Origin of the sequence: Siccirubricoccus soli (assembly GCF_024178315.1) — a bacterium.
GTDB lineage: Bacteria > Pseudomonadota > Alphaproteobacteria > Acetobacterales > Acetobacteraceae > Siccirubricoccus > Siccirubricoccus soli.
In genome coordinates this window covers 1-16,420 of sequence record NZ_JAMZIK010000119.1, presented here as the reverse complement: position 1 = coordinate 16,420, position 16,420 = coordinate 1, and the positions used below count along the sequence as shown (strand labels likewise).

At 73.6% G+C, this 16,420-nt stretch carries 14 protein-coding genes and 1 pseudogene; 3 read left to right on the top strand and 12 right to left on the bottom strand.

Annotated features, from left to right (window positions below):
* Positions 1 to 921, top strand: a 921-nt coding sequence (locus NJ376_RS18555) for an ABC transporter substrate-binding protein (RefSeq protein ID WP_252954774.1), incomplete at its 5' end; no start/stop codon positions are given.
* 481 nt (positions 922 to 1,402) lie between these two features.
* Positions 1,403 to 1,861: a CYTH domain-containing protein gene (locus tag NJ376_RS18550; RefSeq protein WP_252954773.1), complete on the top strand. Its 459-nt coding sequence runs from the start codon at positions 1,403 to 1,405 to the stop codon at positions 1,859 to 1,861.
* A gap of 116 nt (positions 1,862 to 1,977) precedes the next feature.
* Here NJ376_RS18550 and NJ376_RS18545 read toward each other — a convergent pair whose 3' ends face one another.
* The 3 genes from NJ376_RS18545 to NJ376_RS18535 form a co-directional block, all read right to left on the bottom strand.
* The gene (locus NJ376_RS18545; protein WP_456309553.1) at positions 1,978 to 2,805 is read right to left on the bottom strand and encodes a cyclase family protein; all 828 of its coding nucleotides are present in this window, start codon (positions 2,803 to 2,805) and stop codon (positions 1,978 to 1,980) included.
* Between the two features lie 13 nt (positions 2,806 to 2,818).
* A complete protein-coding gene (locus NJ376_RS18540; protein ID WP_252954772.1) occupies positions 2,819 to 3,274 on the bottom strand; it encodes a hypothetical protein in 456 nt (151 codons plus the stop codon).
* 224 nt (positions 3,275 to 3,498) lie between these two features.
* Entirely contained in the window at positions 3,499 to 3,711 is a 213-nt protein-coding gene (locus tag NJ376_RS18535) for a hypothetical protein (RefSeq protein ID WP_252954771.1), read from the bottom strand.
* Between the two features lie 99 nt (positions 3,712 to 3,810).
* On the opposite strand from NJ376_RS18535, the gene NJ376_RS18530 reads away from it, so the two are divergent.
* Positions 3,811 to 4,056: a DUF1272 domain-containing protein gene (locus NJ376_RS18530; protein ID WP_252954770.1), complete on the top strand. Its 246-nt coding sequence runs from the start codon at positions 3,811 to 3,813 to the stop codon at positions 4,054 to 4,056.
* Between the two features lie 7 nt (positions 4,057 to 4,063).
* Here NJ376_RS18530 and NJ376_RS18525 read toward each other — a convergent pair whose 3' ends face one another.
* From NJ376_RS18525 to NJ376_RS18485, 9 genes and pseudogenes are all read right to left on the bottom strand, one after another.
* Complete coding sequence (locus tag NJ376_RS18525; protein ID WP_252954769.1) at positions 4,064 to 4,753, bottom strand: choice-of-anchor E domain-containing protein; 690 nt, start codon at positions 4,751 to 4,753, stop codon at positions 4,064 to 4,066.
* A gap of 607 nt (positions 4,754 to 5,360) precedes the next feature.
* Entirely contained in the window at positions 5,361 to 6,710 is a 1,350-nt protein-coding gene (locus NJ376_RS18520; protein WP_252954768.1) for an aldehyde dehydrogenase family protein, read from the bottom strand.
* 247 nt (positions 6,711 to 6,957) lie between these two features.
* Positions 6,958 to 8,175: a hydroxysqualene dehydroxylase gene (locus tag NJ376_RS18515; protein ID WP_252954767.1), complete on the bottom strand. Its 1,218-nt coding sequence runs from the start codon at positions 8,173 to 8,175 to the stop codon at positions 6,958 to 6,960.
* Positions 8,176 to 8,427: 252 nt separating this feature from the next.
* A complete protein-coding gene (locus tag NJ376_RS18510) occupies positions 8,428 to 10,092 on the bottom strand; it encodes a squalene/phytoene synthase family protein (protein ID WP_252954766.1) in 1,665 nt (554 codons plus the stop codon).
* A gap of 81 nt (positions 10,093 to 10,173) precedes the next feature.
* Positions 10,174 to 11,268 carry a glycosyltransferase gene (locus tag NJ376_RS18505; RefSeq protein WP_252954765.1) on the bottom strand — a complete coding sequence of 365 codons (1,095 nt, stop codon included), beginning with the start codon at positions 11,266 to 11,268 and terminating at the stop codon, positions 10,174 to 10,176.
* Positions 11,265 to 12,170: a lysophospholipid acyltransferase family protein gene (locus NJ376_RS18500; protein ID WP_252954764.1), complete on the bottom strand. Its 906-nt coding sequence runs from the start codon at positions 12,168 to 12,170 to the stop codon at positions 11,265 to 11,267. Before NJ376_RS18500 ends, NJ376_RS18505 begins: the two co-directional genes overlap by 4 nt.
* 5 nt (positions 12,171 to 12,175) lie before the next feature.
* Positions 12,176 to 13,765: a phytoene desaturase family protein gene (locus tag NJ376_RS18495; RefSeq protein ID WP_252954763.1), complete on the bottom strand. Its 1,590-nt coding sequence runs from the start codon at positions 13,763 to 13,765 to the stop codon at positions 12,176 to 12,178.
* Between the two features lie 101 nt (positions 13,766 to 13,866).
* A complete protein-coding gene (crtI, locus tag NJ376_RS18490; RefSeq protein WP_252954762.1) occupies positions 13,867 to 15,456 on the bottom strand; it encodes a phytoene desaturase family protein in 1,590 nt (529 codons plus the stop codon).
* A gap of 517 nt (positions 15,457 to 15,973) precedes the next feature.
* Positions 15,974 to 16,420, bottom strand: a pseudogene (locus NJ376_RS18485) (hypothetical protein); the annotation flags it as partial.

Sequence of the window (16,420 nt, the reverse complement as noted above, 5' to 3'; positions counted from 1 at the left end):
GACGTGCCGGCCAGCAGCGCCGCGCTCGCCGTCAACGGCGTGGTGCGGGAGAAGAACAAGGTCTTCCTCGCCTCGGCGCCCGGCACCTCGGAGCTCACCGGCACGCAATGCAGCCCGAACACGGTGCAATGGACCTACGACACCTGGATGCTGGCCAATTCCACCGCCCGGGCGATGGTGCGGGAGGGCGGCGATAGCTGGTTCTTCGTCACCGCCGACTACGCCTTCGGCCATTCCATGGAGGTGGAGGGCGGCAAGATCATCGCCGCCGAGGGCGGCCGCGTGCTGGGCAGCGCCCGCTTCCCCTTCCCCGGCACCACCGACTTCTCCGCCTTCCTGCTGCGGGCCCAGGCCAGCCGCGCCAAGGTCATCGGCCTCGCCTTCGGCGGCACCGACATGGCGAATGCGGTGAAGCAGGCGGCCGAGTTCGGCCTGCAGCGGCGCGGCCAGCGGCTGGCGGCGCTGATCCTCTTCATCTCGGAGGTCCATTCCATGGGCCTCGAGACGGCGAAGGGGCTGGTGTGCTCGGAGAGCTTCTACTGGGACGTGAACGACCGCACCCGGGCGCTGACCCGGCGCCTGAAGCAGAATTTCAGCGCGCCGCCGCCGACCATGGTGCAGGCGGGCTGCTACGGCGTCACGCTGCACTACCTGAAGGCGGTGGCCGATATGGGCGTCGCCGCGGCCAAGGCGAGTGGCGCCGCGGCGGTGGCCCGCATGAAGGCGATGCCCTGCGACGACGACGCCTTCGGCCCGGGCACCATCCGCGCCGATGGGCGCAAGCTGCACCCCGCCTACCTGCTGGAGGTGAAGTCGCCGGCCGAGAGCAAGGGCCCCTGGGACTACTACAAGGTGCTGCAGACCGTCCCGGGCGAGCAGGCCTTCCGGCCGATGGCGGAGGGGGGCTGCCCGCTGGTCTGACGGGCTTTCGCCGGCGCCGGCCCGCGCCCGGTGGCGTGGCGTCCAGGAAGCGCGTCCGGTGGCGCGACGGCCTCCGCTGTCCATGGCCCGCGCCCCCGCCGCCCGCAGGCGTCGCGGGCAGCACCCGCGGAACGCTTCCGCCCTGACCGTGCCGGCGTGCCGTCGCTCCAGCCTTCCGTCGCGCCATGCGGTCCGGCCGCCAGGCAATTCCGGCCGGCCCGGAGATGCTTCAGAGCAGATCGCGTTCAGACGGAATCATCTGAACGCGTGAAGCTGCTCTGCAAACAAAGGCGTAGAGCGCTTTCGGTGACCGCATGTGAACCGAAAATGCTCTAGGCATCCAGGCCCGGCGGCTGAAGCCGCCGGCCCAGGGGCCATGAGGGGCAGGAGGCACCGCCTCCGGCCGCCCTTGGCAGGACGGAGTGCGAGGCAGGGCGCGCCATGCGGCGCCAGATCCTGCCGCAGCACGGAGCAGGATGTCATGGCGACCGAGATCGAGCGCAAATTCCTCGTCACCAGCGATGCCTGGCAGGAAGAGGCCATCGGCCCCGGCCTGCGGCTCCGCCAGGGCTATCTGCATGCCGGCTCGCCCGTCATCCGCATCCGCCAGGCGGGCGATGCCGCCTTCCTCACCATCAAGGGCCCGGGCCTGCTGGCCCGCGCGGAATTCGAATACCCGATCCCGCCCGAGGATGCCGCGGCCATGCTCGCCACCCTCTGCCCGCCCCCGATCATCGAGAAGACCCGCACCCGCCTGCGCGACGGTTGGGAGGTGGATGTCTTCGCCGGCCACCTCGCCGGCCTCGTGCTGGCCGAGATCGAGCTGGCCGATGCCGACCAGCCTTTCCCCCGCCCCGCCTGGCTGGGCCGGGAGGTGACCGGCGACCCGCGCTACCAGAACAACGCCCTGGCCCGCGCTGCCGGCCCGCCCACGCCCTGATCGCAGGGCGGAGGGACGCCTGCGGGCGCCACCGCCCTCCGATGATCCGCGCCCTGGACCGCAGGGCGGGGCATGCCTGCGGGGGGCGCCACCGTCGCCCGGCGATGCCCTGGCCGCTACCTGATGGCGATCGGGTTGATGATCGCCTGCACCGCCCCCTTCAGCAGCGGCTGGCCGAGCACGAAGAGGAACTCCGTCGCCTGATCGCGCGCCAGGGCGCGGGTGTCCATCACCTCCAGGATATGGATGCCGTTCTTCGCCAGCAGGGTCTGGTGCCCCTCCCACACCCGGTTGGGGTTCCGGAAGGGCACCGCCTCCACCCCCCAGGTATCGGCGCCGACCGCCACCACCTCGAGGCTCGCCAGGTATTCCGCCGCGCCATTGTCGATGCCCGGCTCGCCCTTGCCGAAGCGGGCCGGGTCGCGCTCCAGCAGCTCCACCCAGCCGGTATGGATCAGCACCACATCGCCGCGCCGCACCTGCACGCCCTGGTCGCGCATGACGTTGCGCAAATCGTCGGCGGTGATGATCTCGCCCTCGTCGAGCATCGGCTTGCCGCGGGCGCGCGCCATGTCCACCAGCACGCCGCGCGTCACCATGGGCGGGATGCCCTCGATGCCGAGCCGCGTCACGCCGGTGGTGTGCATGAAATCCTGCGCCCGGTTGCCGTTGTAGAAGACGTTGTCGATGCCGAGATGGGCGAAGCTGTCGATCTGGCTGCCGACGCCGAGCCAGCCGGTGAACATGTCGTCGGCATAGGACATGCGGTTCTCGGAGGGCACGGTGGCGCCGCCGAACTGGTCGGGCATCATCACCGTGACGGAGAGGCTGCGCGGCGGGAAGGCCGGCGTCTCCCGCCCCACCGGCACGCCGAGCCGATAGACCTGGCCGCGCGTGACCAGCCGCACGGCCTCCAGCACCTTCTGCGCATTCAGCAGGTTCATGGCGCCGATCTGGTCATCCGCCCCATAGCGCGAGGGGTACCAATTGGCCGGCGGCTGGCCCGGTGCCGGGGTGGCGGTCTGGGCAGCGGCCGGCAAGGGCGCGGCAAGCAGCGCGGCCAGCGCCGCGCAGCGGATCCAGGACATGGTTTCCTCCCGAGGTCTTGTTGGCGGCGGGAGGATACCGGGGCGCTCCGCTCCCGGTGAATGACAATTCGCGAGCAGACCCGCGCGGCGGCAGGCGCCGGGCGATGGCGACCAGCTCCTCCCGCCGCACCAGGGCGATGAAGCCACCCATGAGGAAGGTGAAGCAGGCTTCCCTGAACAGCCTGCCGCCATCGCCATAGGGGTCGATGCGGAGCGGGCTGACGGTGTGGAAGAAGCTGGCGCCGGTCATGATGCCGACGGCGAACAGCCCGCTGAAGGCCTGGCTGCGCGGGATCAGCACCAGCACCGCGGCAGCGATCTCCATGCCGGCGGCGAAGAGGCGGATGGGCTTCTCGCAGCCAATTCGCCAGGAGGGTGAAGAACTGGACGAGCCCTCATTGCCGGTCGGCTTGAACCGCTCGTACCAGAGCGTCTCTCAGGCGACCCGGATCGCTTCCGGCCAGTACGGCAGCCGGAGGATGCGCGCCCTGCCCGTGTCCTGCCCCGTTCCCTTCAGATGACGAGGCTTCGACAGGGCGCGGCGCGGAGCTAGGTCGGATTCTGCTCCGGCGTGTCGGTGGCGTTCGGGTCCTCGATGCCGGGGCGGTCGCGGCGGGTCGGGAAGATGTCGATGGGCCCGCCGAATTCGGCGCCGCGCTCGGCGCGGTCGCCCGGCTGGGCGTCATCCGTGCCGATCGGGCGGTCGATGGTGCCGGCGGCGCGCTCGGTGGCGGGGTCGGGGGTTTTCGGCTTGTCGCTCATCCCGCCGCAACGCGGCGGGCGGGCCGGGGTTCGGCGGCGGTTGCCGGGCAGGGCCGGGATCGGCGAGGCTGGCCGCCTGCGAAACCGGGAGGCCCCGCCATGCTCGAACTCCGCCCCTGCTGCGAATGCTGCGGCACCGACCTGCCGCCGGACAGCCGGGAGGCGCGCATCTGCTCCTATGAATGCACCTTCTGCGCCGGCTGCGCCGCGGGCGTGCTGGCCGGCGCCTGTCCGAATTGCGGCGGGGAGCTGGTGCGCCGCCCGATCCGCCCGGCGGCGAAGCTGCTGAAGCACCCGGCGAGCACGGTGCGGAAGGTGAAGCCCGCCGGCTGCGTCGCCGCCTGAGCGCCGTTCAGCCGCGGCGGCGCCTCGCCAGGCGCAGGCCGAGCAGGCCGGCGCCGAGCAGGGCGAGGCCGGCCGGCTCGGACACCGGCGTGGGCCGCGTCACGATGGGCCGCGGGGCGGTGTAGGTGTAGGTGACGGTCACCTGGGCCGCGGCCGAGGTGTCGATGTAGGAGCTGACATTGCCGCCGGCCTCGACGCGGCTGTTGCCCTCGGCGGCGATGGGCAGGAAGATCGTCCCGAGGCCGGTGAAGAGGGCGAGGTCGCTCGCGGCGCTGGTCGTGGCGCTTTCCGAGCGGCTGGCCTGCAGCACGCCGGAGGCGCCGGAACCCCCGGCGAAATCCGTCGCCTGGTCGTAGGCGGCAAGGCCGAGCAGGCTCACCGTCTGCGGAATGGAGATGACCAGCGGCGTCGCGTCCGGGCGCATCAGGCTCAGCGTGACCGACAGCGTGACGGTGATGTCGCGCGCATTCCGGTTGCGGTTCTCGACGCCGTAATCGCCATGGGCCTCGCCGGCGAGGGTGAAGCTCACCGCGGTGAGTGTGCCGAGCGTCGGGTTGAACCGGGTGAAGGCGAGCGACTCCGCCAGGTCGGTTTCCGACTGCGGCAGGGATCCAGTGTAGCTGATGGTCGCGGCCCAGGCGGTGCCGGACATCAGGCTGATGCAGAGCGCGGCGACCGCCGGATTAACAGCACGCATGGGAAGCTCCTACCTGCCCCGGGGCGGCCGCACGAAACGCGGGCCGCCGATCCCGTTGCGGGCGGGGTGTTACAAACCGCGTGCCACGATCACATCGCTATGAGAATGTTCGATGATTTTTTGTCGAAACCGGAGGTGTCAAATTTCCTGACTGTTCTTCGAGATTTCGGTCGGGACGGAGATTTCATGGAGATGACGCGGAGGACAGCTTGCCGGTCTCCCGCATGGCGGCGTGATCCGAGCGGGGCGGCTTGCATGCCGGTCCCGGCGCCGCGTGGCGGTTCGGCGCCGGACTCGCCCGGGGCCTGCATGGAAGCCGGCCCGGCGGGGCCTTTGCGCCGGGACCTCGCCGGGGCGCGAGATCGTGCCGGCTGCGCGACAGGCCGACCCGTGCCGGTCCACGGGTGCTCGGCCGGGATGTGCTAGATGTTGGCGCGCAGCCATCACACCAACCCTGCGCGCGATACCGGCTTGGACCCTCGGGACCTTCCGAGCCGGGCATCGGGTGGTGCGAAAGGCGCATGGCGCGTGCGGCGCCGCCCCCGCCAAGGCCACCAGCCCTGGCGGCGCCGCGCAGCGTCCTGCCACGCCCGCTTGCCGAGCGGCCTCACCCGCCCTGGCCGAGACGCAGCAGCCGCCGCACCAGCCGGAGCGCCCCGGCGTCGCGCGGCGGGTCCAGCAGCCGCGCCAGGCTCCATCGCCCCTGCCGCACCCGCGCCCGCAGCAGGCTGAACTCGCGGAACCCTGCCTCGCCATTCCGCCGCCCGAAGCCGGAGGCGCCGGTGCCGCCGAAGGCCAGCGCCGGGAAGGCGGCGTAGTCCACGCAGCGGCCGCTGACGATGGCGCCGCTCCGCGTCTCCCGCGCCACCCACGCCTCCTCCTCGGCGGTCGCGCCGAAGAGGTAGATCGCCAGCGGCGCCGGCCGCGCCCGCACCCAATCGAGCGCCGCGCCGAGATCGGCCACCTCCTGCACCGCCAGCACCGGGCCGAAGATCTCCTCCGCCAGCAGGGGGTGGTCCGGCGGTGCCTCCGCCAGGGCGAGGGCGCGCTGCCGCCCCGGCCCATCCGCGCCCAGCGGCGTCAGCCGCGCCCCGTCGCACAGCGCTTCCAGCCGCGCCGCCTGGCGGTCATTGGCCAGCGCCGTCTCCGGCCGGGCGATGCCCGTGGCGCGGCAGGCGGCGGCGAACTCCGCCACCGCATGGCCGATCAGCAGCACGGTATCCGGCGCGATGCAGGTCTGTCCCGCATTCAGCGCCTTGCCGGCCAGGATGGCGCGCGCCGCCGCCGCCAGATCGGCGCCCGGCAGCACCAGGCAGGGGCATTTGCCGCCGAGTTCCAGCGTCACCGGCACCAGGTTGCGCGCCGCCGCCTGCATGACGCGGCGCCCGGTCTCGGTCCCGCCGGTGAAGACCAGGTGGTCGAAGGGCTGGGCGGCGAATGCCGCCGCCACCTCGGGCCCGCCCTGGACGCAGCGCGCGACCTCCGGCCCCAGCGCCTCGGCCAGGATCTCGGCCAGCAGCGCCGCGGTGGCCGGCGCCGCCTCGGAGGGCTTCACCAGGATGCGGTTGCCCGCCGCCAGCGCGTCGATGGCCGGCAGCAGGGCGAGCTGCAGCGGGTAGTTCCAGGGCGCCATGATGCCGACGATGCCCTTCGGCACATATTCCTCCCGCGCCCTTGCGGGGAGGAAGGGGAAGGGCACCGGCACCCGCCGCGGCCTCGCCCAGCGCCGCAGCTGCCGCCGCGCCCGCCATGCCGCATCCACCACCAGCTTCACATCGGCGAGCAGGGTCTCCACCGCGCTGCGCCCGCCGAAATCGGCATCCGCGGCGGCGGCGACGGCCTCCGCCCGGCGCCGGACGGCCCCGGCCAGGGCGGCGAGCAGCGCCCGCCGCCGCGCGATCGGCAGCGTCCCGTCCTTCGCCTCCGCCTGGCGCAGCGCAATGAGGTCCGGCAGCATGGGCTTCCGTCGCCCAGCTTGGCAGCGAAGGCAAGGGTGAGGTGGGAGCCTGTGCCGTGGGGCTGCGGTAGCAGGGCGGGGGCGGACGGCCCGGCATCACCCGCGCCTCGTCGCTGCTGCGCCTTTGCCTCACCGGCAGGGCGGTGCCTCCGTTCAGCGTGGCTCCAGCGCCGGTGTTGCCGCTGGCCCGACATCGTCGGCGCGTCGCCTTGCCGCGCTTCGCTCTCGCCAAGGCGCCGCCGCCGGTTCAGCGCCGCAGCAGCGCCCGCGCCGCCGCCTGGCCGGAGAGCACCGCCGCCTCGATGGTCGCGGGCAGCACCGGCTCCGTCCAATCCCCGGCCAGGGCCAGGTTCGGCAAAGGCAGCGGGGGCGGGCGCAGCGCCGGGCCGGGCAGGTGGCGTGGCGTCGCCCGCCGCTCCTTCACCACCCGGCATGGCGGCGGCGCCTCGGGCCACTCCCCCTTGAGGCCGAAGGCCAGCGCCGCCCGGCGCAGCTCCGCCCAGGCGCGGGGGGCCAGGCTCTCCTGCTCCTCCCGTGCCGCTGCATCCCCGGCGGAGACGGTGACGGAAACCCCCTCCGGCCGCACCAGCACCCATTGGCAGAGCGCGTCCAGCAGGCCGAGGAAGCGCACCGGCCCCGGCGTGCGATGCGCGTAGTGCAGGTTCACGATGGGGGCGTAGGAGGAAGGCGTCTCCAGATGCGGCAGCAGGCGCTGGCTCTCCCAGGGCGGCGTCGCCAGCAGCACCGCGTCCTCCGGGCCGAGGGCGATGGCGTCCTCGCCGAAATCCAGCGCCGCCACCCGCCCGCCCTGCGTCACCAGCCGCCGCAGCCTGGCGCCGGTGCGCAGCGTGGCGCCGCGCGTCCTGAGCGCCGCCACCGCCGGCGCCACCAGATCCGGTCCCAGCCCGTGCCGCGCGACGAAGAGCCGCGTCGCCCCCTTGCCCCCCAGCCGCCGCAGCACCGCGCCGAGGCGGCGGGCGGAGGCCTCCTCCACCGGCGTGTTCAGCGCCGCCACCACCAGCGGATCGACGAAGCCGCGAAGGAATTCCGGATGCGCCGCCAGCGCCGGGCCGATGGCGCGGTCCGGCAGCGGCAGGGCGAGCTTCGCCAAGGCGAGCAGCGCCCCGGCGGAGAAGCCCGGCGGTCGCAGCGCCGCATTGCCCCAGGCCAGCGGCGAGAGCGCGACGCGGAAGGCCCTTCCGTCCCGCAGATCCAGCACCGGCAGCCCGGCCGGCTCCGGCTCCACCCAGCCCTCGCGCGCGCCGATGGTCGCCAGGAACGCCAGCGCCGCGCGGTTGGCGCCGATCAGCGCATGGGTGCCGTTATCCGTGCCGTCCGGCAGCGCCCGGCAGCGCCCGCCCGCCTGGGGCGAGGCCTCGTGCAGCGCGACCGGCCGGCCCGCTTCCAGCAGCGCCAGCGCCCCGGCCAGCCCTGCCACCCCGGCGCCGATGATGTGGATGGTCATGCGGAGCGGCGGTCCAAGCTGGGGCGGGCAGGGCTGGGGGCGTGACCCGCCCCGGGCGTGACCCCGGGCATTGGGGGGGTCAGGGTGGGGGGACAGGCCGGTACGGCCAGGGCGACGCTCTGGGGCGTGGCGGCGGCGCGTGCCGCGGCATCTCCACCTCGACGCTTCCTCGCAGCCCGGGGCAGGGGGGAGGTCGGCCAGGCCGGTGCGGCTTGGCACGATGCCATGGGAGTCAGCACCCTTGCATCCGCCTCACGCCACCCGCCCGAAGCCGAGCGCCATCCAGGCCATGCGCAGCTTCTCGCCCGTGCTCAGCCGCGGCCGCGGCCGGGGCCCGGAGAAGCCGCGCGCCCGCAGCCGCTCGAACAGCCGGCGGTAGCCCCACATCATCACCGCCGCCGGCAGCAGCGCGCTGCGGTCGAAGCGGCCGATCTCCTCGGCCGCCCTGGCAAACCCCGCCTCCGCCTGCCGCGCCAGCCCCTCGCAGATCGCGCCGAAGCGCGGATCGCCGACGATCGCCGCCGCCTTCCCATCCGGGATGCCCGCCTTCGCCAGCAGATCGAGCGGCACATAGACCCGCTCCCGCTCCGCATCCTCGTCCACGTCGCGCAGGATGTTGGTGAGCTGGAAGGTGTGGCCGAGCGCCAGGCCGAACCCCTCCGCCTCCGGCGCGCCGAAGATGCGCACCGCCATGGCGCCGACGCTGCCGGCGACGCGGCGGCAATAGAGGTCGAGATCCGCCTCGCTCTCCAGCCGCAGCCGGTCCGCCGCATCCGTCTCCATGCCGGCGATCATCGCCTGGCATTCCTCGAGCGGCACGCCATAGGCCTGCCGCGCCCAGGCCAGCTCGCGCGAGAGCACGCAATCCGGCGCCGCCAGCTTGGCACGCCAGGCGGCGAGGCAGCGTCGCTTCTCCGCCTCCGGCATGGCGCCATCGGCGATGTCGTCCACCGCCCGGCAGAAGGCATAGACCGCCCAGAGCGCCCGCCGCCGCTCCCCCTTCAGCGCCGCCATGCCGCGGGCGAAGGAGGAGCCGGCGCGGGAGACCCGCCCGGCGACGATCGCCGCCTCCGAGCGCGGCTGCCGCAGCGCCGCCAGCAGCGCCTTGGCGAAATCCGGCTTGCCGAGCGCGACGCGCCCCAGCACCGGGTCCGCCACGCGCAGCTTCGCCAGCAGCCGCCGGGCGCAGCCGATGGTCATGGCGCTCTGGATCGCCAGCCGCCGCGCCTTGAGCAGCCGCGGCAGCGCCTCCGCCCGGTCCAGCGCCTCCTCCACCCGGTCCAGCGCGGCGTCCAGCACCTCCCGCCGCCGCGCCGTGTTCGCCGGGTCGAAGAACCCCGCCTCGCCGCCGGCCAGCGCCATCCAGGATTCCGGCAGGTAGATCCGGTCCAGCGCGTCGCGGTCCGGCACCAGGTCCTGCAGGTGGTTCAGCACCTGCAGCGCGGTGCAGAGCGCATCCGCCGCCGCATTCGCCGCCCGGTTGTCGCCATCCCCATGCAGCCGCAGCAGCATGCGCCCCACCGGGTCGGCGGAGCGGCGGCAGTAATCCTCCAGTTCTGCCCAATCGGCGTAGCGGCGCTTCACCGCATCCTGGCGGAAGGCGGAAAGCATCAGCCGCGCCTCCTCCACCCCGACGCCCGTGGCATGCATGCGCCGCGCTTCCGGCACCGCGCTGGCGGGGTCGTCCAGCGCCCGCTCCATCGCGTCCAGCCGGGCGATCTTCTCCTCCGGCGGCAGGTCGGGGCTGTCGCCGATATCGTCGGCCACGCGCACGAAGCGGTAGAAGGCCATCACCTTGGCCCGCAGCTTCTTGGCCAGGATCAGCGAGGCGGTGGGGAAATTCTCGGTGTCATGGTCGCGCGTCGGCGTGGCGCCGACGGCCAGGCTGCCGGTCTCGAGCGGACGGGGCTGGGACATGGCGTGCGTCTCAGCCCCGGGCCATGGCGGGGCGGGCCAAAGCGGGGCAGGGCAGGGCAGGGGGCGGGGGAGCGGGCGGCCTCATGCCCCCCTTGTGGCCGGATATGCGCGGCCTTTCCAGCCCGCCCCCCGGCCGAGCGCCGCGCGCCCCAGCGCATCCCATTGAATCGCCAGCGCCACCGCCACCGTCAGCGGGTGCAGCGGCACCGTCCACCAGGGCTCCTGGGCCCGCCGGGTGATCGCCACTCGCAGGGCCAGGACCAGCGCCAGCGCCGCGAAGGCCGGCCCCGCCGGCAGCAGGAGGAAGGGCGCCAGATGCCCGCCCGCCAGCAGCAGCGTCCAGACCGGCAGGCCGAGCGGCGTCGCCATCCCCTCCCGCGCATTCTTCACGAAGCCGGCCCAGGCTTCCCCCAGCCCCCGATACATCCGGCAGGCGGCGAGCGGCGCGCCATCCACCACCTCCGTCCGCTCCCCCGCGGCGCGGAAGCGACGGGCGAGGGCGATCGCCTCATGCAGCACGCCGTGCAGCGCCGCGTGCCCGCCCGCCCGCGCATAGGCCGCGCGGTCGCAGAGCAGGAGCTGGCCGCAGGCCGCCGCCAGCGACGGATGCCGGGTGAAGGCGCGCCCCGCGGCCGGCAGGTAGCCCAGCAGCAGCAGGTTGATGGCGGGCACCGTCAGCGCCTCGCCCAGGCTGCCGATCACCTGCCGCGGCACGCCGGAGACCAGCCCGATGCCCCGCGCCGCCGCATGCCCGGCCATGGCGGCGGCGGCCCCCGGCGCCAGCCGCACATCGGCATCGATGAACAGCAGATGCGTGCCCCGCGCCGCCTCCGCCAGCCGGGCGCAGGCATGCACCTTGCCCGTCCAGCCGGGAGGCAGGGGAGGGGCATGCAGCAGCCGCACCCGCGGATCGGTGGCGGCAAGCCGCGCGACGATCCCCCCGGTCCCGTCCGAGGAGCCGTCATCCATCACCAGGATCTCCACCGCCACGCCCCGGCTGGCAGCGGCGGCCTCCAGGCAGGCAGCGATGTTGGCGGCCTCGTCGCGCGCCGGGATCAGGATGGAAACCAGCAGGCCCGGCGCGGAGGCGCTGCGCAGCCGCGGCAGCAGCCAGAGATTGACCGCGCCGAAGACGACCGGCAGCAGCGCCAGGGTGAGGACCACCCAGGGGATCATGGCTGCCGGTCAAGGGGGGCTTTGCCCCCCTTGGACCCCCTACCAAAGGCCGAAAGGCCTTTGGAAACCATGAGTCTGCCCTCCGCCGATCCGTCTGCGCGAGGGTCATGCCGCGGGTCGAAGTGGCGACCGCGCAGCGTGGCGCCAACCCACCGCCACGCCTGGTAGAAGCCGCCCATCCCCTCGCGCCCGCGCAGCACCGGCAGGAAGCGCGACGGGTCGCGCGCCACGGCATCGGCGGCCAGCCGGTCCATCGTGGCCTCCAGCGCCTGCCGCAGCGCCGCCTCCCGCGCCGCGCGGTCCATCGCCGCCAGCGCCGCTCCCTCCAGCGGCGTGCCGAACCCCGCCAGCATCTCCGGCGCCCGCTCGGTCCAGAAGGGATATTCCAGCGCCAGCGGCAGGAAGCGCGCCCGCGGCGCCAGCTCCGCCAGCCGCACCAGCCCGGGGGCGATGGGCACCGGCCGCTCCCGCACATCGCAGAACCGACCGGGCGCATTCAGCCACAGCATGTGGCCGGGCAGCGCCAGCACCGCCTCCGCCACCCGCAGGAAACCCAGCGCCCCACGCGCCGAATGCTGCTCCACCCCGAAGACGCCGATGCGCCGCATGAAGCCGTAGCGGGCAAGCGCCTCGGCATCCATCGGCACCATCATCCGCCGGCCGGGAAACAGCGAGTCGGAGAGCAGCATGAAGGCGACGCCATCCCACCAAGAGGGATGGTTGGCGAAGACCACCAGCGGCCCGTCCCCCGCCGCCGGCGCGCCCCATGCCGCCAGCCGCACCGCCCGCAGATGCCGCCGCGCGAAGCGCAGGAAGGCGCGGCGGAAGAAGGCATGCCGCCAGGGCGAGAACAGCGCCGCCGGGCCGGGCGCCGCGCCGCGCGCTGCTTCCCGCCCCGCCATCGCCGCTACTCCGCCGCCAGCCCGGCCCGCAGCGCATCCCGCTGCCCGGCCTGCTCCGCCGCCGCCGACATGCCATGCCCGCCGAAATCCCGGTCCAGCGCATCGGCGGCGATCCAGCCGGACATCATCACCATCGGCATGCCCGGCCCCGGATGCGCCGCGCCCCCCGCCAGATACAGCCCCCGCACCGCCTTCGAGCGGTTGCCCGGCTTGAAGGCGCCGAGGAAGGCGCCATGCGAGGCGAGGCCATAGATCGCCCCGTCCAGCACCCGGTAGCGGTTGTGGATGTCGGCCGGCGTCATCCCGCCCTCCGCCACGATCCGCTCCTCGATATCCCCGAGCCCTGCCGTGCGCTTCAGCTTGTCCAGGATCACCTGCCGGTAGGCAGGAAACATCCGCGCCCAATCATGTCCCGGCCGCAGATGCGGCGTATGCACCAGCACATAGAGCGCCTCGCCCCCCTCCGGTGCCACCGAGGGATCGCTGATGGAGGGCGCCGCCAGGTAGCAGGTCGGGTCCGGCGCCGGCTCGCCGCGCCCGTAGATCGCCGCGAACTCCTCCTCCGCATCGCGGGAGAAGACGAAGTCGTGGTGCGCCAGATGCTCGTAGCGCCGGTTCAGCCCGAGATAGAGCACCACGCCCGAGCAGGCCGGCTCCGGCGCCTTCCGCGCATAGCGCTCGCCCGTCTCGCCGCCCACCAGCTCCCGGTAGGTGCGGACGGCATCCATGTTGGAGATGACGGCATCGCAGGGGATGCGTTCGCCGCCGGCGGTCCGCACCGCGCGCACGGCGCCCTTCTCCAGCTCGAACCCTGCGACCTCGGTGCCGGTGCGGAGCTCGGCGCCCAGCTCCGCGGCGAGTTGCGCCAGCCCCTCCGCCACGGCGCGGGTGCCGCCCACCGGGTACCAGACGCCCTCGCTCGCCTGCATGTCCCCGATCGAGCAGAGCACGGCCGGGGCGAGATAGGGGTTGGAGCCGACATACTGGCAGAAATGGTCCAGCATCTGCGCCAGCCGGGCATCCGGCACATGGCCGCGGATGACCTTCGCCATGGACTTGCCCATGCGCAGCGCCAACACGTCCCGCATCGTGCCGGGGTCCAGGTTGCTCTTCAGGTCGATGGTGTCGAGCATCGACTCCACCGGCTTCCAGAAGAAGAATCTCTCCGAGACCTCGTGCAGCTTCCGCGCGACCTGCTGGAAGCGGAGATAGCCCTGGCCCTGCTGGCCTTCCGGCGTGAAGCGGTCCATCGCCGCCGCCATGGCGTCCACGTTCTCCAGCAGGTCGATCCGGGTGTTGTCGTCGAAGAAGCAGCGCCATTGCGGGTCGAGGCGCAGCAGCGGCAGCGCCTGCGCCTGGTCGCGCCCGGCCTCGGCATAGATGCGGCGCAGCACCCGCGGCACGGTCAGGATGGTGGGTCCCATGTCGAAGCGGAAGCGCCCGCTGCCATCCGGCGCGTCCAGATGCAGCACCGCCGCCTTGCCGCCCAGCCAGGCATTGCGTTCCAGCAGCGTGACCTCATGCCCGCGCGCCGCCACCACCACCGCTGCCGCCAGCCCGCCCAGCCCGCTGCCGACCACCACCACCCGTGCCATGGTCCACTCCTTGATGCCCCGGAACGCCGCCGCGCGGCGTCAGGCGGCCCAGATTGCCGAACGACCGGCCTGAGGCGGCCCGGGCCACCCGCCGCGCCTTCCTACGCCGCCGGGGTGCAGGCCGGCGTCAGCCCGGCCACGCCCGCGCCCTGCGCCGCCGGGCGCAGGCCGAGATCCTGCGCCAGCAGCGTGGCGGTGATCCGCGCCCCTTCGTAGATTACCGGCAGCCCGCTGCCCGGATGGGTGCCGCCGCCCACCAGATATACCCCCTCCACGCCGGAGAAGCGGTTGCGCGGCCGGAAGCCCAGCATCTGCCCCAGATCGTGGCTGAGGTTGAAGGTGGCGCCGAACCCCACCGCATAACGCGCCTGCCAGTCCGCCGGCGTCACCATGCGCTCGTAGCGGATGCGCGGCGCGAGATCCGGCAGGCCGAGCGCCCGCAGCCGGTCCAGCGCCAGCCGGCGATAGCGCGGCGCCTCCTGCGTCCAGTCCACCCCCGCCGCCGCCGACTGCCGCAGATTCGGCACCGGCACCAGCAGGTAGAGGCTGCTATGCCCCGGCGGCGCCATGGAGGGGTCGCTCGCCCCCGGATGGTGCAGATAGAGGCTCGGCACGTCCGGGATCTCGCCCGTCTCGATCTGGCGGATGTTGCGCCGGTAATCCTCGGCCAGCAGCACGGTGTGGTGGGCGAGTTCCGGGAAGCTGCCTGCCACGCCGAGGTAGAGCATGAAGGTGGAGCAGGAATAGCGTGCCCCGGCGATCCGCCGGTCCGACCATTGCTGCCGCAGCGCATCCGGGATCAGCCGCGGGATGGCATGGGCGAAATCGGCATTCACCACCACGGCGTCGGCGGCGTGGCGCGCCCCGCCCAGCTCCACCCCCACCGCCCGTCGTCCGGCGAAGGCGATGCGCTCCACCGCCGAGTCGCGGCGGATCTCGACGCCCAGCCTTGCCGCCACCCGCGCCATGGCGGCGGCGACCGCGCCGCAGCCGCCGCGCGGGTGGAAGATGCCGTGCTCGTATTCCAGGAAGCTCAGGATGGTGAACAGGCTGGGGCAGCGGAAGGGGCTCATCCCCAGGTATTTGCTCTGGAAGGAGAAGGCGAGGCGCACAAGCGGGTCGCGGAAATGCCGCGCCAGATCCTGGTCCAGGCTGCGATGCGGCCGGAGCAGCGCCAGGCTGCGCAGCAGCCCGGGGGAGAGATGGTCGCGCAACGCGCTGAAGGGCCGCTCCAGCACCGGGCGGAAGGCCTCGAGCTTGCGGCGGTTCTCCGCCAGGAAGCTGCGCAGCCCCGGCGCGTCGCCCGGGCAGAGCCGGGCGATCTCGGCCTCCATCCGGGGCACGTCCGGCGTCGCGTCGAGCGTCGCCGCGCCCTCGAAGACCAAGCGGTATTGCGGGTCCAGCCGGATCAGCTCCACCTCCGCTGACAGCTCGGCGCCGCAGGCGGTGAAGATCTCGGCGAGGATCCGCGGATAGAGGAAGAAGGTGGGACCGAGGTCGAAGCGGTAGCCGCCCGGCGCCGCCAGAGTGCGGGAGCGGCCGCCGATCTCCGCATCCTTCTCGAACAGGGTGACGCGGGCCCCCTGGGCGGCCAGCAGCATGGCGGCGGCAAGCCCACCCGGCCCGGCGCCGATGACGGCGATGCGGGGGCGGTCTGGCCGGAGGCCAGGCGAAGCAAGGGGTGAGATCATGCGCTCCCGATACGGCACCGGCTTTCAGATGCGCGTCAACGCGCAAGCCGCAAGGAAGGCGCCGCTGGAAGTCGCGTGAGTGTGGTCTGCGGGGAGAAGGCCGGCCGGTGCCAGGGGGCGCGAGCCCCCTGGCATCGTCTGGCCGTCAGGCGCCGAGGTGGGCGCCGCCGCGCAGCTCGTCGAAGCCTTCGCGCTGGGCTTCGTGGTCGGTGACGAGGCCGGCGACCACCAGGGCGGCGAGGCCGATCAGGAACATGAACATGGCTGAGGGATCCTTCGGGTTCGGTTTCCTCCCTGCCCTCGCCGCTAATGTTGCACCGCACAATGGCATCTTCAAGGCACCAGCGATCCGGCCTGTCTCACGGATTATGCCGCCCCGTTTCCCCCGTGATCGCCGCGCGCGTCTGCGCCACCGCTCCCTGTCCCGCCGCGGCCTTGCCGCGCTTGCTGTGCGAGGACCCCGGACATGCCGCGGTTCCGGGGCCCCACGGCGTTGCGCAGCAACGTCCTCGGGAGTTCAGCTCGGGCTCCAGCCCAGCCGCTGCTGCAGCCAGGCGCGATAGGCCAGGCTCACCGCCTCGGAGGGCGGCGCCAGATGCGGATACTCCGTGCCGGTGAGCAGCCGCAGCCCGGGCGTCACCGCCGCCCGCCCCTCCTCCATCCAGCGCTGCGCCGCGCCGCGCCACAGCGCCACGGTATTGCCCGGCGTCAGCGCCGGCAGCACCACCAGGGCCTGCAGTCGGGCATGCGCCGCCGCCACCATCAGGGCGGCGCGCAGCTCCGGCCGGCCGGCCCCCGCCACCATCGGGCCCAGCGCCGCATCCAGCGCCAGCCAGGGCTGCAGGCCGAGCGCCGCCATGCGCGCCGGCGCCTCCGCCCCCTGCAGCAGCAGGGCATCGGTTGCACCCTCGCGCAGCGCCGCCTCGGCCGCCGCGCCGGGCAGCCCCGCCACCGGCCGCGCCGG